The sequence below is a fragment of the Pseudorhizobium marinum genome (assembly GCF_000705355.1).
Classification (GTDB): domain Bacteria; phylum Pseudomonadota; class Alphaproteobacteria; order Rhizobiales; family Rhizobiaceae; genus Neorhizobium; species Neorhizobium pelagicum.
Genome location: NZ_JMQK01000001.1, coordinates 110,902 through 131,049, shown reverse-complemented (window position 1 = coordinate 131,049; position 20,148 = coordinate 110,902). Strand labels below are relative to the sequence as shown.

14 protein-coding genes and 1 tRNA gene are annotated in these 20,148 nt (G+C 64.6%); 8 read left to right on the top strand and 7 right to left on the bottom strand.

What is annotated here, in order from left to right; translation table 11 throughout:
* Window positions 1–57: 57 nt before the first annotated feature.
* Window positions 58–1,278, top strand: coding sequence for an SGNH/GDSL hydrolase family protein (locus tag EO99_RS0100635; RefSeq protein ID WP_235776730.1), 1,221 nt, complete (start codon window positions 58–60; stop codon window positions 1,276–1,278).
* On the opposite strand, the gene EO99_RS0100630 is transcribed toward EO99_RS0100635, so the two are convergent.
* The 3 genes from EO99_RS0100630 to gltB all read right to left on the bottom strand — a co-directional run bounded on the left by EO99_RS0100630 (window position 1,254) and on the right by gltB (window position 8,235).
* Window positions 1,254–1,772, bottom strand: a complete 519-nt coding sequence (locus EO99_RS0100630) for a hypothetical protein (protein WP_037110852.1) — start codon at window positions 1,770–1,772, stop codon at window positions 1,254–1,256. The genes EO99_RS0100635 and EO99_RS0100630 overlap by 25 nt on opposite strands.
* 106 nt (window positions 1,773–1,878) lie before the next feature.
* Complete coding sequence (locus EO99_RS0100625) at window positions 1,879–3,333, bottom strand: glutamate synthase subunit beta (protein WP_029616716.1); 1,455 nt, start codon at window positions 3,331–3,333, stop codon at window positions 1,879–1,881.
* A 177-nt stretch (window positions 3,334–3,510) separates the two neighbouring features.
* Window positions 3,511–8,235 carry a glutamate synthase large subunit gene (gene gltB / locus EO99_RS0100615; RefSeq protein WP_029616715.1) on the bottom strand — a complete coding sequence of 1,575 codons (4,725 nt, stop codon included), beginning with the start codon at window positions 8,233–8,235 and terminating at the stop codon, window positions 3,511–3,513.
* Window positions 8,236–8,621: 386 nt separating this feature from the next.
* On the opposite strand from gltB, the gene EO99_RS0100610 reads away from it, so the two are divergent.
* Complete coding sequence (locus EO99_RS0100610) at window positions 8,622–9,668, top strand: threonine aldolase family protein (protein ID WP_029616714.1); 1,047 nt, start codon at window positions 8,622–8,624, stop codon at window positions 9,666–9,668.
* Window positions 9,669–9,738: 70 nt separating this feature from the next.
* Here the strand turns inward: EO99_RS0100610 and EO99_RS0100605 are convergent, their stop codons facing one another.
* Window positions 9,739–10,221: an Hsp20 family protein gene (locus tag EO99_RS0100605; RefSeq protein ID WP_029616713.1), complete on the bottom strand. Its 483-nt coding sequence runs from the start codon at window positions 10,219–10,221 to the stop codon at window positions 9,739–9,741.
* A gap of 390 nt (window positions 10,222–10,611) precedes the next feature.
* On the opposite strand from EO99_RS0100605, the gene EO99_RS0100600 reads away from it, so the two are divergent.
* On the top strand, window positions 10,612–11,580 hold the full coding sequence (locus tag EO99_RS0100600) for an alpha/beta fold hydrolase (RefSeq protein WP_029616712.1): 969 nt from the start codon (window positions 10,612–10,614) through the stop codon (window positions 11,578–11,580).
* Window positions 11,581–11,583: 3 nt separating this feature from the next.
* On the opposite strand, the gene hisN is transcribed toward EO99_RS0100600, so the two are convergent.
* Both hisN and EO99_RS0100590 read right to left on the bottom strand, forming a co-directional pair.
* A complete protein-coding gene (gene hisN, locus EO99_RS0100595; RefSeq protein WP_029616711.1) occupies window positions 11,584–12,360 on the bottom strand; it encodes a histidinol-phosphatase in 777 nt (258 codons plus the stop codon).
* 251 nt (window positions 12,361–12,611) lie between these two features.
* Window positions 12,612–13,496 (bottom strand): N-formylglutamate amidohydrolase, encoded by an 885-nt coding sequence (locus tag EO99_RS0100590; RefSeq protein WP_029616710.1) that lies wholly within the window; start codon window positions 13,494–13,496, stop codon window positions 12,612–12,614.
* A gap of 174 nt (window positions 13,497–13,670) precedes the next feature.
* Here EO99_RS0100590 and cpdR1 point away from each other — a divergent pair, with 174 nt between their 5' ends.
* Together cpdR1 and EO99_RS0100580 are read left to right on the top strand one after the other, a co-directional pair.
* The gene (cpdR1, locus tag EO99_RS0100585; RefSeq protein ID WP_029616709.1) at window positions 13,671–14,036 is read left to right on the top strand and encodes a response regulator CpdR1; all 366 of its coding nucleotides are present in this window, start codon (window positions 13,671–13,673) and stop codon (window positions 14,034–14,036) included.
* A 102-nt stretch (window positions 14,037–14,138) separates the two neighbouring features.
* Window positions 14,139–14,213: transfer RNA gene (locus tag EO99_RS0100580), tRNA-Val, on the top strand.
* 85 nt (window positions 14,214–14,298) lie between these two features.
* On the opposite strand, the gene EO99_RS0100575 is transcribed toward EO99_RS0100580, so the two are convergent.
* The gene (locus EO99_RS0100575; protein WP_029616708.1) at window positions 14,299–15,033 is read right to left on the bottom strand and encodes a DUF1003 domain-containing protein; all 735 of its coding nucleotides are present in this window, start codon (window positions 15,031–15,033) and stop codon (window positions 14,299–14,301) included.
* Between the two features lie 196 nt (window positions 15,034–15,229).
* On the opposite strand from EO99_RS0100575, the gene EO99_RS0100570 reads away from it, so the two are divergent.
* The 3 genes from EO99_RS0100570 (at window position 15,230) to EO99_RS0100560 (ending at window position 20,144) form a co-directional block, all read left to right on the top strand.
* The gene (locus EO99_RS0100570) at window positions 15,230–16,657 is read left to right on the top strand and encodes a mannose-1-phosphate guanylyltransferase/mannose-6-phosphate isomerase (protein ID WP_029616707.1); all 1,428 of its coding nucleotides are present in this window, start codon (window positions 15,230–15,232) and stop codon (window positions 16,655–16,657) included.
* Between the two features lie 191 nt (window positions 16,658–16,848).
* Window positions 16,849–19,263, top strand: coding sequence for a circularly permuted type 2 ATP-grasp protein (locus EO99_RS0100565; RefSeq protein WP_029616706.1), 2,415 nt, complete (start codon window positions 16,849–16,851; stop codon window positions 19,261–19,263).
* Window positions 19,264–19,268: 5 nt separating this feature from the next.
* On the top strand, window positions 19,269–20,144 hold the full coding sequence (locus EO99_RS0100560; protein ID WP_029616705.1) for a transglutaminase family protein: 876 nt from the start codon (window positions 19,269–19,271) through the stop codon (window positions 20,142–20,144).
* Window positions 20,145–20,148 lie beyond the last annotated feature (4 nt).

Below are 20,148 nucleotides of genomic sequence, written 5' to 3'. Positions count from 1 at the left end.
TCTCTCGCCCCAAATCGCTCTTCTGAACGGCTTGGGGCGAGAGCACACGGCAAAAGCATGAAGGTTTTGCAGACCATGGGCGGCGGACGCTTATTCAGCCGGTGCACGGTGATGATCCTCACCCTGCTGCTGGCATGGCCCCTGCAGTGGGCCCCGGCGGCCGCACAGGAACCCCTTCCGCGCCGCAACCTCCTCGACATGATCTTCGGCGGCGGTCGGCGCTATATCGATCCGCCGCCTCCGGTCCGGGAAGTCGCACCCCGGCGCCCGCGTCAGCGGCAGCGCGAACAGTCGCAGCCGCGGCGCAATCGCGCGCCGACGGCCCGCGCCTCCGCCCCCCGCCCGGCAGCGCCTGCCGCTCCCGCCAAACCCGATCCGGTCGCAAAGCTCGAGAACGCCCGTCAGATCCTCGTGGTGGGCGACTTCCTTGCCGGTGGCCTCGGAGACGAGCTGAAGACCGCCTTCGAAGAATCCCCAGGCGTTGCCATCACCGAGCGGAGCAACGGCTCCTCCGGTCTGGTGCGCCAGGATTACTACAACTGGCCCGGCCAGCTTCCCGCTCTCATCGACGAGGTCAAGCCGGCGCTTGTGGTGGTCATGATCGGCGCCAACGACCGGCAGGAGATGCAGACCGGCAGCGGGCGCGTCGATTTCCCAAGTGACGCCTGGTTCAAGGAATACGAGAAGCGCGTGCGCGACTTCGGCACGATCGTCACCAGCCGCAAGATACCGCTGCTGTGGGTCGGCCTGCCGTCCTTCCAGTCACCATCCCTGATGCGGGACGCCGTCAAGCTGAACGGTGTCTATCGCTCCGAGATCGCCAAGATCGGCGGCGAATTCGTCGACATCTGGGATGGCTTCGTCGACGAGGACGGCAAATTCATCGTCACCGGTTCCGACATGAACGGCCAGCAGGCGCGCCTGCGCGGCTCCGACGGCATCAATTTCACCACCGCCGGCAAGCGCAAGCTGGCCTTCTATGTGGAGAAATACGCCCGTCGCCACCTCGGCGAGATGGCAAGCCCCGAACTGGTGACGCTCGACGCCAGCAGCCTGCCGGAACTGCAGATCCTGCCGCCTTCGCCGAGCGCTGCCGTCCCCGTTCAGCCGATCAGCCTGACGGATCCGGAGCTGGATGGCGGCAGCGTGCTCCTGGGCGGCGCCCCGCCGCCCGCTCAGCTCATCGAGACACCGCGCGACATGCTCGTCCGGCGCGGCGAACTTCCGCCGGCGCCCAAGGGCCGGATCGACGACTACGCTCTGCCATCAACCCAGTGACCGATGGTGCTGCCGTCAGGCCGGCAGCCTTTCCAAAACACGGTCTTGAAGGCTCTTTCCGCGGCCGTATGGTGGTCGATGCGATCAATGAAGTTCTGCGCTCTCGGACGTACATCCTGAAGATACTGGTCCGGCCCAAGCATCTTGCGTTGATTGAGTGCAGCCGTATCGAGCAGATCGAAATCCACTCGTTCTAGACTACAATGCCAACCCGGACTCCGTCCGGCCCAGCCCTTGCAATGGTGCGCTAGCAAGTTTTCCCGGCTGCTGTACCCGTGGAAGTCGAAGGTGATTATCCCGTTCGTGACATATGCATGTCCACCGGAAAACCCCTCGGCCGGAATGATCCGCTCAGCGTAAAAGCCGGGCAAGGGCGGCTGCCGTAGAAACACACCGGCGAGGATGTGACATGCACCATAGCCGAAGAAGATACGATCAGGCAGCGCCCAGCGCCTTACCGGATCTTTTTTGATACCGTGCTTCAGGATGTACATTGAGGCATGCTTGATCCGATTCCACATGCACGTCAAACAGCGATGATGACGATGTGCCCTCTCCCCCATCCATCATGGGAAAGGGCACATCCTAAGCCTTGTATCGTCAGGCCGGCAGCACCGAGGCGCCCATCAGCGCCTCGTCGATGGCGCGCGCCGCCTGGCGGCCTTCGCGGATCGCCCAGACCACCAGCGACTGGCCGCGACGCACATCGCCGGCCACCCAGAACTTCTCCACCGAGGTCTTGTAGTCGCGGTCGTTGGCAACGACGTTGGTCGAGCCGCGGCGGTCGACGTTGAGCGTCAGCTTGCCGTCGAGCTCGCTGAGGGGACCCTCCTGCAGCGGCCCGGAGAAGCCGATGGCGATGAAGGCGAGATCCGCCTTGATGATGAAGTCGGTCCCCGCGATCGGCTGGCGGCGGTCGTCGACCTCGCAGCAGCGTACGCCGGTCAGATGCCCGTCCTCGCCAACGAACTCCAGCGTCGCGACTTGGAATTCGCGCATCGCGCCTTCGGCCTGGCTCGACGAGGTGCGCATCTTGGTGGCCCAGAACGGCCAGACGGCGAGCTTGTCTTCCTTCTCCGGCGGCTGCGGGCGGATGTCGAGCTGGGTGACCTTGACGGCCCCCTGGCGAAAGGCGGTGCCGACGCAGTCGGAGGCCGTGTCGCCGCCACCGACGACCACCACGTGCTTGGCGCCCGCCAGGATCGGGTCGGCCGGCCAGCCGACGCTGTCGATGTTCTCGCGCCCGACGCGACGGTTCTGCTGCACCAGATAGGGCATGGCGTCATGGACGCCCTGCAGGTCGACGCCGGGAATGCCGGCGGCGCGAGGCGTTTCCGACCCGCCGCAGTAGAGCACCGCATCATGCTCGGCGAGCATCTGCTCGACCGGCATGTCGACGCCGACGTTGACGCCGCAATGGAAGGTGACGCCCTCGCCCTTCATCTGCTCGACGCGGCGGTCGATGAAGTTCTTCTCCAGCTTGAAGTCCGGGATGCCGTAACGCAGCAGCCCGCCGGGCTTGCTCTCGCGCTCGTAGACATGCACGTCGTGGCCGGCGCGGCCAAGCTGCTGCGCCGCGGCCAGGCCGGCGGGACCGGATCCGATGACGGCGACCTTGCGGCCGGTCTTTTCCGTCGCCGGTTGCGGGCCGACCAGGCCAAGTTCATAGGCCTTGTCGGCAATCGCCTGCTCGATCGTCTTGATCGCGACCGGCGAGTCCTCGAGGTTCAGCGTGCAGGCTTCCTCGCAAGGGGCCGGGCAGACGCGGCCGGTGAACTCGGGGAAGTTGTTGGTCGAATGCAGGTTGCGGATCGCCTCTTCCCACTTGCCGCTGTAGACGAGGTCGTTCCAGTCCGGAATCTGGTTGTGAACCGGGCAGCCAGTCGGCCCATGGCAATAGGGAATGCCGCAATCCATGCAGCGCGCCGCCTGCTTGGTGACCTCGGCATCCGACATCGGAATGGTGAATTCACGGAAATGGCGGATACGGTCCGACGCTGGCTGGTATTTCATCACCTGCCGGTCGATTTCCATGAAACCTGTAACCTTGCCCATGTGTCGTCCCCTATTAAAGCAGGGTGCCTGTCGGCCCCCAGTACCAGTAGGCGAAGCCCAAGGCCGCCCCCAGTACAAACAATTCGATTCCGATAATACCACTTGCGACGAAGGCAGCCGCCGGAACGGCGACCGCTATACCCACGGCAAGCAGCCGATGAATGAGGCGCAGGCGGTTCACTCCGCGGCAACGCCCATGCGCATCCGCTCCATCTCCTCCAGCGCACGCCGGTATTCCACCGGCATGACCTTGCGGAACTTCGGCCGGAATTCGGTCCAGCGGTCGAGGATCTCCTTGGCCCGCTCCGAACCCGTGTAATGCAGATGGTTGGAGATCATCTGGTAGAGCCGCTCCTCGTCGTGGCGCGTCATGTCCTCGGACACGTCGACGCGTCCCTTGTGCATGAGGTCGCCGCCGTGGTGGTGCAGTTTCTCCAGCATGTCGTCCTCTTCCGGAACCGGCTCGAGCTCGACCATCGCCATATTGCAGCGCTTGGCGAAATCGCCGATCTCGTCGAGCACATAGGCCACGCCGCCCGACATGCCGGCCGCGAAGTTGCGGCCCGTCTCGCCGAGCACGACGACGATGCCGCCGGTCATGTACTCGCAGCCATGGTCGCCGACGCCCTCGACGACGGCCAGCGCCCCGGAGTTGCGCACGGCAAAGCGTTCGCCGGCCACGCCGCGGAAGTAGCATTCCCCGGTGATGGCGCCGTAGAGCACGGTATTGCCGACGATGATCGCCTCTTCCGCCTTCAGCCTCGAGTTTTCCGGCGGGCGCACGATGATGCGGCCGCCCGACAGGCCCTTGCCGACGTAGTCGTTGCCGTCACCCACCAGATCGAAGGTGATGCCGCGGGCAAGGAAGGCCCCGAACGACTGGCCGGCCGTGCCGCGCAGCGTCACGTGGATGGTGTCGTCCTTCAGCCCCTTGTGGCCCCAGCGCTTGGCCAGCGCACCCGAGAGCATCGCGCCCGCGGACCGGTCGACGTTCTTGATCGGCACTTCGAAGACCACCGGCTCCTTGTTTTCCAGGGCCGGCATCGACTTCTCGATCAGCTTGCGGTCGAGGACGTCGTCGATCGGGTGCTTCTGCCGCTCGGTCCAGTAAGTCGCTTCCTTCGGTGCATCCACCTTGTGGAAGATCTTGGAGAAGTCGAGACCCTCGGACTTCCAGTGGGCGATCATCTCGTCCTTGGAGAGAAGCTCCGACATGCCGATGATGTCATCGAGCCTGGTGTAGCCGAGGGCTGCCAGCATCTCGCGCACTTCTTCCGCCACGAAGAAGAAGTAGTTGATGACATGCTCCGGCGTACCCTTGAAGCGCTTGCGCAGGACCGGATCCTGCGTCGCCACGCCCACCGGACAGGTGTTGAGGTGGCACTTGCGCATCATGATGCAGCCGGCGGCAATCAGCGGGGCCGTCGCGAAGCCGAACTCGTCGGCACCGAGCAGCGCCCCGATGATGACGTCGCGGCCGGTCTTCAGGCCGCCGTCGACCTGCAGCGCGATGCGCGACCGCAGCCCGTTCAGCACCAGCGTCTGCTGCGTCTCCGCAAGGCCGATCTCCCAGGGGGAACCGGCGTGCTTCAGCGACGTCAGCGGCGAGGCACCCGTGCCGCCGTCGAAGCCGGCGATCGTGATGTGATCGGCGCGCGCCTTGGCGACGCCCGCGGCCACCGTGCCGACGCCGACTTCCGAGACGAGCTTGACCGAGACATCCGCTTCCGGATTGACGTTCTTCAGGTCGTAGATCAGCTGTGCCAGATCCTCGATCGAATAGATGTCATGGTGCGGCGGCGGCGAGATCAGGCCGACGCCCGGCGTCGAATGCCGGGTCTTGGCAACCGTCGCATCCACCTTGTGGCCGGGCAGCTGGCCGCCCTCGCCGGGCTTGGCACCCTGCGCCACCTTGATCTGCAGCATGTCGGCATTGACCAGGTATTCGGTCGTCACGCCGAAGCGGCCCGAGGCGATCTGCTTGATGGCCGAACGCTCGGGGTTCTGCGAGCCGTCCGGCAGCGGGAAGTAGCGGTCGCTCTCCTCGCCGCCCTCGCCGGTGTTCGACTTGCCGCCGATCCGGTTCATGGCGATGGCGAGCGTCGTATGCGCCTCGCGGCTGATCGAGCCGAAGGACATGGCGCCCGTCGAGAAGCGCTTGACGATGTCGACCGCAGACTCGACCTCGTCGACAGACACCGGCTTGCGACCGATATCCTCTGCCGACTTGATCTTGAACAGGCCGCGGATGGTGTTCATCCGGATCGCGGTCTCGTTGACCATCGCCGAGAATTCGCGGTAGCGCTCCTGGCTGTTGCCGCGCACGGCGTGCTGCAGCGAGGCCACCGCATCCGGCGTCCAGGCATGGCTTTCGCCGCGGATGCGGTAGGCATATTCGCCGCCGATGTCGAGCGTGCGGGCCAGCACCGGATCCTTGCCGAAGGCGGCCCGGTGACGTGTCACCGTCTCCTGGGCGATCTCGGCCAGGCCGACGCCCTCGATGGTGGTCGCCGTGCCGAAGAAGTACTTGTTGACGAGCTCGGTCGACAGGCCGATGGCGTCGAAGATCTGCGCGCCGCAATAGGACTGGTAGGTCGAGATGCCCATCTTGGACATGACCTTCAGCATGCCCTTGCCGACCGCCTTGATGTAGCGGGTCACGACCTCGCTGGCATCGACTTCCTTCGGGAACTCGCCACGGGTGTGCATGTCGATGAGCGTATCGAAGGCGAGATAGGGGTTGATGGCTTCCGCGCCGAAACCGGCGAGACAGCAGAAATGGTGGATTTCGCGCGGCTCGCCCGTCTCCACGACGAGGCCGACGGAGGTGCGAAGCCCCTTGCGGATCAGGTGGTGGTGGACGGCCGCCGTCGCCAGCAGCGCCGGAATGGCGATGCGGTCCGGCCCGACCTGGCGGTCGGACAGCACGATGATGTTGTAGCCGCCCTTGACGGCTGCTTCCGCCCGCTCGCAGAGGCGATCGAGCATTTCCGGCATGCCTTCGGCACCGCGCTCGATGTCATAGGTGAAGTCGAGCGTCTTGGTGTCGAACAGGTCCTCCGTGTGACCGATGGAGCGGATCTTCTCCAGGTCGCCGTTCGTCAGGATCGGCTGGCGCACTTCCAGCCGCTTGGCCCGCGCAGCACCCTCGTGGTCGAGGATGTTCGGCCGCGGTCCGATGAAGGAGACGAGGCTCATCACCAGTTCTTCGCGGATCGGATCGATCGGCGGGTTGGTCACCTGCGCGAAATTCTGCTTGAAATAGGTGTAGAGCAGCTTCGACTTCATCGACATCGCCGAAATCGGCGTGTCCGTGCCCATCGAACCGATTGCCTCCTGGCCGGTGGTGGCCATCGGCGACATCAGGATGCGGGTATCTTCCGAGGTGTAGCCGAAGGCCTGCTGGCGGTCGAGCAGCGACACGTCGCGGCGCAGCGCCCGCGGCTCCACCGGCTTCAGCTCTTCCAGGATCAGCTGCGTGTTGTTGAGCCACCTGCGGTAGGGATGCTTGGTGGCCAGCTCGCGCTTGACCTCCTCGTCGGAGACGATGCGGCCCTTTTCCATGTCGATCAGCAGCATCTTGCCCGGCTGCAGGCGCCACTTCTTGATGATCGTCTCTTCCGGCACGGGCAGCACGCCGGCTTCCGAGGCCATGATGACGCGGTCGTCCGAGGTCACGACGTAGCGGGCCGGGCGCAGGCCGTTGCGGTCGAGCGTCGCGCCGATCTGCTTGCCGTCGGTGAAGGCGACAGCCGCCGGGCCGTCCCACGGCTCCATCAGGGCCGCGTGGTATTCGTAGAATGCCTTGCGCTCAGGCGACATCGACTGGTTGCCGGCCCAGGCCTCCGGGATCAACATCATCACCGCATGCGCCAGCGAATAGCCGCCGCGCGTCAGGAATTCGAGCGCGTTGTCGAAGCAGGCGGTGTCCGACTGGCCCTCGTAGGAAATCGGCCAGAGCTTGGAAATGTCCTCGCCGAAGAGCGGCGAAGACACCGACGCCTGGCGTGCAGCCATCCAGTTGACGTTGCCGCGCAGCGTGTTGATCTCGCCGTTATGGGCGACCATCCGGTACGGGTGGGCGAGCTTCCAGGACGGGAAGGTATTGGTGGAGAAGCGCTGGTGTACCAGCGCGACCGCCGATTCAAACCGCGGATCGGACAGGTCCTTGTAGTAGGCGCCGACCTGATAGGCGAGGAACATGCCCTTGTAGACGATCGTCGAGGACGACAGCGACACGGGATAGAAGCCGGTCTCCTGGCCGCCGAAGGCGTCGTAGATGCGGTTCGAGATCACCTTGCGCAGGGTAAACAGCTTGCGCTCGAAATCATGGTTGGTCGCAGCGTCGCGTCCCGCGCCGATGAAGACCTGCACGTGATGCGGCTCGGTGGCGGCAATCTCGGGCGCCTTCGACAGCGACGAATTGTCGACCGGCACGTCGCGGAAGCCGAGGAACTGCTGTCCCTCCTCCGCGATCACCTCGACGATCACCTTCTTGAAATGCTCGATCTGCGCCGGGTCGCGCGGCATGAAGATGTGGCCGGCGGCATATTCCCCGGCCTTCGGCAGCGTCACGCCCTGCTTCGCCATCTCCTCGCGGAAGAAGCGGTCCGGGATCTGCACCAGCAGGCCCGCGCCGTCGCCCATCAGCGGATCGGCACCGACGGCGCCGCGATGGGTCAGGTTCTCGAGGATGAAGAGGCCGTCCTTGACGATCTGGTGCGACTTCTGGCCCTTCATGTGGGCGATGAAGCCGACGCCGCAGGCATCGTGCTCGTTGCGCGGATCATAAAGCCCCTGCGCCGCCGGCAGGCCGGACGCCACGAAGGCTGGGCGCGTTTCCGCAGTCTTGCTCGCGTCATCCAGGATGCCGGCAGCATGCGTCTCGACAGTCTTCGTCATCGTCTTTCCTCCTTTGGTCCCGCAGGACAAGGTGGTTGGCAATCGGTTGGCTCGATACCCGCCGCGCGGACACCGCCTCTGCCTTCCCTGTTCGGAACGGCACGGCGGATTAAACGCGTTATCGAGCAAAATAGGACAACATATATGACCTATTCCTGCGTTTTCTATCGCATAGTTCTCACCCCGCCGCAAGGGGCCGCGTTAACACCTTGCAAGTCAACGCCGACAGAAGATTGCCGCCCATGTCGCTTGAGCAGACATTTTATGTCCGGATCGCGCGCTGGCGCTGCCCGCTTCTTGCTCACCACCCAACATCGCGAGCCCCGGATTGATCCTGAAGGCAAAACCACTAAGGTCGCCTCTCTCCCAAGCCTAAGGAAGCATCCATGTTCTTCGCGTCAGACAACTGGGCCGGTGCCCATCCCGCCATCAACGAGCGGCTCATGCGTGAGTCGACCCGATTTGCGGCTGCCTATGGAACGAGCGAACTCGACCGCTCCATTGAGCAGCGCTTCAACGACCTCTTCGAGCGTGAAGTCGCCGTCTTCTTCGTCGCCACCGGTACGGCGGCAAACTCGCTGGCGCTTGCCAGCGTCGAACGGCCGGGGGGCGTCGTCTTCGCCCATACCGAAGCGCACGTCATCGAAGACGAATGTGGCGCTCCCGACTTCTTCAGCGGCATGCGCATGATACCAGTGGACGGCGGCGAGGGAAAGATGAACCCCCTCAACCTGAAGGCCCGGATGGCGCGCTACCCCCAGGACGCGGTCCATCACGGCCGTGCCGCGGCCATCACCCTGACCCAGGCAACCGAGGTCGGCAGCATCTACAGCCTCGACGAGATCAAGGCCATTTCCAGCATTGCCAAGGCCGGAAGCCTGCCGCTGCACATGGATGGCGCCCGCTTCGCCAATGCCCTGATCGGGCTCGACACGACGCCGGCGGACATGACGTGGCAACGCGGCGTCGACATCCTCTCCTTCGGCGGCACCAAGAACGGCTGCTGGTGCGCCGAGGCGATCGTCTTCTTCGATCCGGCCATGGCGAAAGAACTGCCCTTCATCCGCAAGCGGACGGCGCAGCTCTTTTCCAAGTCCCGCTTCATCGCCGCCCAGTTCGATGCCTACCTGAAGGATGGCCTGTGGCTGGAACTCGCCGCCCATGCCAACGCCATGGCCGACCGCCTGCGCGAGGGCCTGCGCGCCTCCAACAGCGCCCGCCAGGCATGGCCGACGCAATCGAACGAGGTCTTCGCCATCGTCCCGAAAGCATCCGCGAAGGCCGCCGCTGACAAGGGCGCGAAGTTCTACGACTGGCTGCAGCCGAGCAACATGCAGGATACGGTTTCCGACGATGAAACCCTGATCCGCCTCGTCACCAGCTTCGCGACCACCGCGGAAGACGTCGACGCCTTCCTAGACGCGATCGCCTAGGCGCCACGCAAACGAAAGGCGGCCCCTCCGCAAGGAGGAGCCGCCTGATCTCTGGGCAGAATCGAGACCGTTAGTTGATCTGCTGCGGGGCGACCTGCGCCTCGATGGTCTTCGCCGTGTCGTTGCCCTCGGCAGCGATCGCGATGCGGCGCGGCTTCATGGCTTCAGGGATGTTCCGGAGAAGGTCGATGTGCAGCAGCCCGTTCTTCAGCGAGGCGGTCTGGACCTCGACGTGGTCGGCCAGCTGGAAGCGGCGCTCGAAGGCACGCTTGGCGATGCCGCGGTAGAGATATTCGCTCTCGCCGGCGCTCTCTTCCTCGTTCTTTTCACCCTTCACCGTCAGCACATGGGCATGCGCTTCGATGCTGAGCTCCTGCTCGTCGAAGCCGGCGACGGCCATGGTAATCCGGTAGGTGTTATCGCCGGTGCGTTCGATGTTGTAGGGCGGATAGGTCTGGGCCTGCTCCGGCTGTCCGCGGGTGTCGAGAAGATTGAAGAGACGGTCGAAACCGACGGTCGAGCGATAAAGGGGGGCGAAGTCGACGTTACGCATGTGTGTCCTCCTGGGAAGCGACGTTGCGATTTTTCAGATGGCCGTCCGCACCCCGTTCGGCGATGCGGCGGCCGGTCAACGGGCCCGTTCTGGCGCCCGCAGGAATTAGATGGGAACTGGATTTTTCCGCGTCAAGACCTGCGGTCGCGCACGCCTGACAGGCTGCTGAACACCGCATGAATGCGCGGTTCCGGTGGGGTTCACGCCCCGGCGGATAAACCCTCGCTCACCGGCGGACGCAAGTCCGTCGCTGACTGGAGCCACGTCCCTTCTCTTCAGTCAGACTGCCGGAGCAGAGGGCCAATCGGCCCCCTGCTCCGGCTTTTTTCCTTGACCTTGCAGCCCCAGGGCCTATCGCTGGAGAAAATCCCTCCTGCCCTTCTCGGACCGATGGACGACATCCTTCACCTCACGCCGGACAATCCGCCGCCCGCCAATTGCACCGCAGGCTACTTCACCGGCCACAAGGGCGCGCGCCTGCGCTACGCGATCTTCCGGTCGGAGATTTCGCCCGCCAGGGGGACGGTCGTGCTGGTCCAGGGCCGCAACGAGTTCATCGAGAAGTATTTCGAGACGATCCGCGACCTCAACGCCATGGGTCTCTGGGTCGCCACCTTCGACCTGCGCGGCCAGGGCGGCTCGGATCGCCTCCTGAAGAACAGCCGCAAGGGCCATGTCCGGCGCCTGCCCGACTACGAGCGCGACCTGGAAATCTTCCTCGAGCACATCGTCCTGCCCGATACCCGCCTGCCCTTCTTCCTCGTCGCCCATTCCACCGGCGCGCTCGTCGCGCTGTCGGCCGCGCCACGGCTGGCCAACCGCGTCAGCCGCATGGCGCTCGCCGCCCCTTACGTCGGGCTGCGCCATGAACGGCTCCCGACCGGGATCATCCGCCCACTTGCGGCGGTTGCCAGTTGGACCGGCTTCGGTCGAGTGTCCACCGGCGGCGACCGCAGCGCCCGCCCCTTCGCCGGCAATCCCCTGACATCCTCGGCTGAACGCTTCGCCCGCAACGCCAACATCATCGCGGCGCATCCGGAGCTGACGGTCGGGGCGCCCACCTTCCGCTGGCTGCACGAGACGCTGCGGGCGGCCACACGTGTATCTACTCAGGACCACCTGACGCGCATCCACATCCCGACGCTGATCCTGGCGCCGGTTCTCGACGGCGTGATCCCCTATGCCGCGCAGGAAGAGCTGTCGCGCAACTTCCGCGCCGGCCAGCTGGTGACGATCAACGGCGCCCGCCACGAGCTCTTCCAGGAACGCGATATCTACCGTGCGCAGGCACTGGCCGCCATCGAGGCCTTCATGCCCGGTCTCGACGGCGGCATGGACCTTTCGGAAAGCGCAGCCTGACCGTCAGCTATTGCCCAGGATGCTGATCGCCTGCGCATGCAGTTCGGCCGTGCCGGCAGCAACGATGTTGCCGCCTGATTCGGGTCTCCCGCCGTCCCAGGTGGTGATGATGCCGCCCGCCTGTTCGATCAGCGGGATCAGCGCCCCGACGTCGTAGGGCTTGAGACTGCTTTCGATCACCAGATCCACATGCCCGGCAGCGAGAAGCGCATAGGCGTAGCAGTCCGTCCCGTAGCGGAAGAGCCGCACGTGCCGCTCAACCGCATGATAACGCTCCGCCTCCTCTTCGAGGAAGATGTGCGGCGAGGTGGTGAAGAGGATCGCGTCGGAAAGATCCTTGCAGGCCCGCGTCGCAATCTGCCGCTTCCCGTCCGGACCGCTGTACCAGGCGCGCTCGCCGTCGGCGAAATAGCGCTCTCCGGTAAATGGCTGGTCCATCATTCCCATGACCGACCGGCCGCCGCTCTGGAAGCCGATCAGCGTTCCCCACATCGGCACGCCCGAGATGAAGGCGCGCGTACCGTCGATCGGATCGATGACCCAGATGTGCTCGCGGTCGAGACCGATGTCGTCGTGTTCTTCGCCGAGAATGCCGTGCCCCGGAAACCGCGCCTCGATCAGCGCCCGGATGGCGCTCTCGGCTGCACGGTCGCCCTCCGTGACCGGATCGAAGCCGCCTGCCAGCTTGTTGGTGATGGAGGCGCCGGTGCGAAACCGCGGCAGTGTCTCCGCCTTTGCGGCATCGGCGAGTGTGTTGAAGAAGGCGCGATCGGGAAGCATGGAAACCTCGGAATGGAAACCTCGGGGCACTCAGCCGGCTCACGAGGCAATGTGGGAGAGATGCAACACAACTGTTCAATATTTAGCCAGCGGAGGACCATGCTTGACGTTTGTGCAATGTGAAAGTAGCGTGACAGTGCAGTCTTTGACTGTAATGCCCTCCTTGGGTGTTTCCTCCCTAGACTAGCCGCGCTTCGGCGCGGTTTTTTTTGCCCGAGGGAAAGCCGAAACGTTGCGGGTGATTCGAGAGGTCATTCCGCCGCCAGCGCGGTGGTGCTGCCGAATTCATCGGCAAATTCCGCCATCAGCCGCATGAAGCAGGACAGCGCGCCGGCAACGGCCTCGAACTCCGGCCGCTTCTCGAGCGTCACCTCGTCCACATAGAGCGCCCGGTTGATCTCGATCTGCAGTGCATGCAGACCCCGCACCGGCCGTCCATAATGCTCGGTAATGAAGCCGCCCGCATAGGGCTTGTTGCGCGCCGCCGAGAAGCCGAGGTCGGTGAGGAAGCTGATGGCCGCGCGCGACAGATCCGCCGAAGCACTCGTGCCGAATCGGTCGCCGATGATGAAGTCCGGCCGGATCTCCGATCCGGCGATCCGGATGTTGCCGGGCATCGAATGGCAGTCGATCAGGATGCTGAAACCGAAGCGCGTATGCGTGCGGGCAATCAGCCTGCGCAAAGCGGCGTGGTAGGGCTTGTAGAGCGCGTCGATGCGCGACAGCCCCTCCTCGACACTGAGCCGCCGCCGGTAGATCTCCATGTTCTCCGCGACAATCCGGGGAATGGTGCCGAGCCCGCCGGCCACCCGCAGCGAATTGATGTTGGCAAAGGGCGGCAAGGCCCCGTCGAACATCTTCGGATCCAGTTCGTAGGGCTCGCGGTTGACGTCGAGATAGGCGCGCGGGAAATGGGCCGCCAGAAGCGGCGCGCCGAGCTCCGGCGCCGCGGCGAAGAGCTCGTCCACATAATGATCGGCAGAGCGCCGTATGGCGACCGAATCAAGCCGTGCATCATTGAGAAATGAGGGTGGGTACCGGTTGCCGCTATGGGGCGAATTGTAGACGAATGGGATGGTGTGAGCGGTCGGTTCCCTTATCTCGAAGTGCTCGAAATCGCCCGTCACGCAATCCATCTAGCCTTTACCATGTCACGAACTTCCATAAGCGGCATGTTGCCAGTTGCCCATGGTGAAGTCCATACTATCTGTGTGTTATAAGGATCTGCGTCCGCCGCCATTAAATGGGCCCTTAACGCATTTTGGCTAGGCTGGACGCTTGAAATTTCTCGTGATGGATGACGACCCCGGATGATACAAAAAATTCTTCTCGCTGAAGATGACAACGACATGCGCCGATTTCTGGTGAAGGCGCTGGAAAAGGCGGGCTATCAGGTCTCGTCCTTCGACAACGGCGCCAGCGCCTACGATCGGCTGCGCGAAGAGCCCTTCTCGCTGCTCTTGACCGATATCGTCATGCCCGAGATGGACGGCATCGAACTCGCACGCCGCGCCACCGAACTCGATCCCGACCTCAAGGTGATGTTCATTACCGGTTTTGCGGCCGTTGCCCTCAACGCTGATTCGAAGGCTCCCAAGGACGCCAAGGTGCTTTCCAAGCCCTTCCACCTGCGTGATCTCGTCAATGAGGTCAACAAGATGCTCGCCGCCGCCTGACCCACAAGGGCCGGACGCGGAGCTGTTCAAAAAAGCTTCGCATTCGGCCGCAAAACCAGTTGACGACCCCGCGACCTTGTGGTCTATGCGCCGTCGTCGGATGGGCGTGTAGCTCAGCGGGAGAGCACTACGTTGACATCGTAGGGGTCACAGGTTCAATCCCTGTCACGCCCACCATCCGATCCCTTGTTTATCAAGATGTTGAGGCTCCGCAGGGAGCCTTTTTCATGTCTGGGCAGCTCTTCGGCCGGTTCGCGCCGCCTCATGATTTCCCGCCATCGTCCCTCCATCCGCCGTTACGCTCCAGAAGTTCGATCTGGATCTGCTGCAGCTCGGCCAGCCGGTTCCACTGGCGCGCCATCTGGTGGTCGATCTTTTCGTGCAGCTGGCGGATCTCCAGTTCCGCCCGAAGGTTGACCATATAGTCGCTTTCGGCCCGTTGCCGGTCCTTATATTCCTGCCGCTTCTGGCTCATCATGATGATCGGCGCCTGCAGGGCGGCGATGCAGGAAAGCACGAGATTGAGCAGGATGAACGGATAGGGATCGAACGCCGTGGACAGCATCCCGGACGCATTGACGAGCATCCAGAGGATAAGGACGACGCCGAACGTGCCGATGAAGCTCCAGGAGCCACCGAAGGAGGCGACCGCATCGGCCGCCCGTTCGCCGAAGGATCGCGACGGCTCCAGCGCCAGCTCGGCGCTCGACTGCACCGTCGAGGCCCCCTTCTCGATGCTGTCGAGCACCCGGCGGTCGAGTTCGGAAAGCTCTCCCCGCTCGTCGTTCAGAAGCTTCTCCACATAACTGCGCCGGCAGCGCGCAAGATCGTCATCGCAGATCATTGGATCCGTGATCCCGCTTACATCCTCGGCGATCATCGCCCGGAGCGAAGGCTTCAGATCCTCCACCTTGTGCATTTTTCGGGCCGGATAAGACTTTCCGCAGACGACACAGCGGACGGCAGAAGACGTATCATCGACAGATGAAGTATTCATGGAATGCGACTTTCTTTGATTTCTGATCACGGAGTATAATTGCGCCGACTGTCGGAATCGACTTCCAGCGCCTTCCTCCCCACTTGATTTTTCTAGATTTTCATCGTCTGACTTCTCGCTGTTGAAATGAGCCGCTATAGGGTTGCGAAGGCGGCAAATTGGTCGATCGACAAGCGTTTTTCAGGGGCGGACGGATATGGTTCAGAAGATTACTCCCGTGATCATGGCGGGCGGCAAGGGCACGCGTCTGTGGCCCCTGTCACGGGCAAGTGCGCCGAAGCAGTTCATCCAGTTCGTCGGCGACCAGACGCTGTTCCAGGCGACACTGTCGCGCGTCTCCAACCCGGATCTCTACGAACCGCCGGTTGTCGTTACCAATGAAGACTTCCGCTTCCTCGTCGCCGAGCAGGCACGCGAGCTCGGCATCACGCTGGCGGCCACGCTGCTGGAGCCCATGGCGCGCAACACCGCGGCAGCGGTTGCGGCAGCGGCAGCCTTCGTGGCCGATCGCGCCGGTGAGGACGCGATCCTGCAGGTTCTCGCCTCCGACCATGAGATCGTTGCAGACGAGCGCTACTTCGACGCGATCCGGATCGCCCGCGAGACTGCCCTTGCCGGAAAGCTCGTCACCTTCGGCATCAACCCATCGGAGCCCGCCACCGGCTACGGCTACATCGAGAGCGGCGACGCCCTTCCGACCGGCGCCCACGCCGTCAAGCGCTTCGTCGAGAAGCCGGTCCTGGCCGAAGCCGAGCGCATGCTGGCCGCCGGTGGCTTCTACTGGAACTCCGGCATCTTCATGTTCGTGGCGAGCCAGGTGCTGAGCGAGATGGAGACATTTGCGCCTGACGTCGCCGCGGCAGCGCGCGAATCGGTCGACAAGGCGGTCGCCGATCTCGACTTCGTCCGCCTCGACGCCGGCGCCTTCGCCAGAAGCCCGGACATCTCCATCGACTACGCGATCATGGAAAAGACGAAGAAGGCCGCGGTCGTTCCCGCCTCCTTCACCTGGTCCGACCTCGGCAGCTGGGACGCCGTGTGGAAGCTCGGCACCCGCGACGAGGCCGGCAACGTCGTCTCCGGCAATGCCACGCTTATCGACACCCGCAACTCGCTGGTGATGTCGCGCACCAGCCATCTGGCGGTCCAGGGCCTGGACAATGTCGCGGTGATCGCCAGCGAAGACGCCGTCTACATCGGCCGCCTGGAAGACAGCCAGAACGTCGGCCAGCTGGTCAAACTGCTTGCTGCGGGCAAGGCGACCTCGGCGCTGACGAAGACGCATCCCACGTCCTACCGCCCCTGGGGCGGCTACACCTCGGTGCTGAACGGCGACCGCTTCCAGGTGAAGCGTCTCTTCGTGCTGCCCGGCAAGAAGCTCTCGCTGCAGAAGCACCATCATCGCTCCGAGCACTGGATCTGCGTCAAGGGCACCGCCGAAGTGACCGTCGGCGACGAGGTGAAGACGGTGCGCGAAAACGAATCCGTCTACATCCCGCAGGGCGAGGTCCATCGCCTGGCCAACCCCGGCAAGATCCTCCTGGAGATGATCGAGGTGCAGACCGGTTCCTATCTCGGCGAGGACGACATCATCCGCATCGTCGATGAGTTCGGCCGCAGCTGATCCGGCAACACCGGGTTTGAAGGCCGGCGCCCCTGCGGCAGCCGGCCTTCCCCAAGACGCCTGACGCCGTCGCTTCCGGCTGACTGCCGATTGCCGGGCGAATGTGCCGGCGCCACCTTGCTTTCCCCTTCTGCATTGCACACACTCCGACGCGTTCATTCTGCGCCGGCAGCAAGGAGCTGAAAGAGGATATGGCAAAGGCACCGGCAGCGAACCTCGGGCAGGCAGCACCGGGCGGCGTCGATCCGCTCCTGGGCTACAGCGCCCTCCCCGGCATCGCCGACGAGATGGTGGACGCCGACGGCAACATCCGTCCGGTCTGGCAGCAGTTCGTTGCAGCCTTGCGGGGCATGCCCGACGGCGAGCTGCAGGAACGTTTTTCCCGCGCCTCCCGCTATCTGCGCGACGCCGGCGTCTTTTACCGATCCTATGCATCCGGGGAAACCGCAGAGCGCAGCTGGCCGCTCTCCCATATTCCGGTGCTGATCGACGAGAAGGAGTGGGCGGAGGTCTCCGAAGGCCTCGTCCAGCGCGCCGATCTGATGGAAGCGGTCCTGGCCGACATTTACGGCGAGAACCGGCTGGTGACGGAAGGCTTCGTGCCGCCGGCCCTGATCGCCTCCAATCCGGAGTTCCTGCGGCCGCTGGTCGGCGTCAGGCCGGCGGGCGGCCATTACCTGCACTTCTGCGCCTTCGAGATCGGCCGCGGCCCGGACGGCACCTGGTGGGTGCTGGCGGACCGCACCCAGGCGCCCTCGGGCGCCGGTTTCGCGCTGGAAAACCGCGTCGCCACGACCCGTTCCTTCTCCGACATCTACGCCGAGATGCACGTCCATCGGCTGGCCTCCTTCTTCGGCAGCTTCCGCGACGCGCTGCAGGCACGCCGGAAGTCGCCGGACGACCGCATCGCCGTCCTCACCCCGGGTCCTGCCAACGAAACCTATTTTGAGCACGCCTATATCGCCCGCTACCTCGGCTTCATGCTTCTGGAGGGCGAGGATCTGGCGGTGGTGGACCGGCAGCTGATGGTGCGCACGGTCGCCGGCCTGAAGCCGCTCGGCGTGCTCTGGCGCCGCCTGGACTCCTCCTATGCCGATCCCCTCGAGCTCGACCAGACCTCCCACATCGGCACGCCCGGCATGGTCGAGGCACTGCGGTCCGGCTCCGTCACGCTCGTCAACGCCCTGGGCTCCGGCATTCTGGAAACCCGCGCGCTCCTCGCCTTCACGCCCGCCATCGCGCGACACCTGCTCGGCGAGAAGCTGAAACTGCCCTCGATCGCCACCTGGTGGTGCGGCCAGGGCGCCGAGCGCGAGCATGTGACGCGCAACATCGAGCGCATGGTCATCGGACCGGCCTTCTCCACCCGCCCCTTCTTCGACGACGACAGCCAGTCCGTGCTCGGCCTGTCGCTGCGCGATTCCGCCCGCGACTCGATCAGCACATGGCTTGCCAGCGACGGCGCCAAACTCGTCGGCCAGGAGGTCGTGACGCTGTCGACGACGCCGGCCTATGTCGATGGAAAGCTGGTGCCCCGGCCCATGTCGCTGCGCGTCTTCGCAGCCCGTACCGAAAGCGGCTGGCAGATCATGCCCGGCGGCTTTGCCCGGATCGGCGCGGGAGACGACGTGGCGGCAATCGCCATGCAGGCGGGCGGAACCGCCGCCGACGTCTGGGTCGTCAGCCAGCAGCCGGTGGCAACGCCGACGCTGCTGTCGCCGGAGGGGACCTTCGCCCGCGCGGCGGCCGGCAGCCTGCCGAGCCGTGCCGCCGACAACCTGTTCTGGCTCGGCCGCTACACGGAACGGGCCGAGGGCGCCCTGCGCATCACCCGCGCCTGGCACCAGCGCTACGCCGAGGCCGCCGATCCCAACCAGCCGCTACTGGCCGATGTCGCGCGCTATCTCCATGAAGGCGTCGGCATGGACCCGGCCGCCGGCATTCCCGCGCCGCTGCTGCGCAGCATCGAAAGCGCCACCTATGCGGCCGGCAACATCCGCGACCGCTTTTCCCCCGATGGCTGGCTGGCGCTGAACGATCTCGCCAAGACCGCCCGCCGCTTTCACGACACCGTCAATCCCGGAGATGACGCCGCCCATGCCATGACCGTCCTCCTGCGCAAGCTTGCGGGCTTTGCGGGCCTCGTCCACGAGAACATGTACCGCTTCACCGGCTGGCGCTTCCTGTCGATCGGTCGCTACATCGAGCGCGCCCTGCACATGACGCGGCTGCTCGGTCACATGTCCGGGCGCGAGCCCCCCGATGGCGCCTTCGACATGCTGCTGGAGATCGGCGACAACGTCATGACCCATCGCCGCCGCTACAACGTCAACACGACCCGGCTGACGGTGACCGACCTGCTGGCGCTCGACCCGATGAACCCGCGCTCCATCCTGTTCCAGCTGAACGAACTGCGCACCGAGGTAGAGCAACTGCCGAATGCCTATGCGGACGGGCAGATGTCGCCACTGTTTCGCGAGGTCATGCGGCTCCAGTCCGGCCTCGTCGTCATGACCGCCGAGGATATGACCCCGGCGGTCTACCTGAAGCTCGAGCGGGATCTGGGGCATCTGTCCGAAACGCTCGCCCGCACGTATCTGGCGTAAACCACATGCTCTACGACATCTCGCTCCACATGCTCTACGCCTATGATGCCCCGGCCTCCAACGCCCGGCATGTGATCCGGCTGATGCCGCTCGCCATCCCCGGCCGCCAGGAGCTGATCGCGGGCTCGCTGGACTTCACGCCATCGCCCGAGGAACGCAACACCTTCGCCGATTTCTTCGGGCAGCCGACCACATCGGTGATGCTGCGCGCGCCGCATCGACGCCTCGACATCCGCATGCAGGCGCGGGTGAGCGTCGAGGATCGTCCCGTCACCGGCACATCCACCCTGCTGAAGCGTCTGCCGCAGGAACTGGCAGCGCTCTGGTCGCTCGGGGCCGCCTCGCCCCATCATCTTGCAGGTCCGAGCCCCCGAGCTCCCGACACCTCGGAAATCGCCGATTTCGCCAAGGACTTCGCGCGGCCGGACGAGACGGTCCGGGACATCGCGACTGCCCTCTGCGAGCGGATCTATCACGAGTTTTCCTATGACGGAAACGCCACCCACGTCGACACCACGCCGCAGCAGGCCTTCCGGCTGAAGCGGGGCGTCTGCCAGGATTTTGCCCATGTGATGATCGTCGCGCTGCGCAGCCTCGGCATTCCCGCCGGCTACGTCAGCGGCTTCATTCGCACCATTCCGCCGCCGGGCAAGGAGCGGCTGGAGGGCGCCGACGCCATGCACGCCTGGGTGCGCGTCTGGTGCGGCGACGACGTCGGCTACATCGAGCTCGACCCCACCAACAACATCCCGGCCGGCACCGATCACATTGTCGTCGCCTGTGGCCGCGACTATGCCGACATCGCCCCGGTGGTCGGTGTCCTGAAGGGGTCTGGAAGCCAGAAGATCGAACAGGGCGTCGACGTCATCCCGCTGCAATAACCCT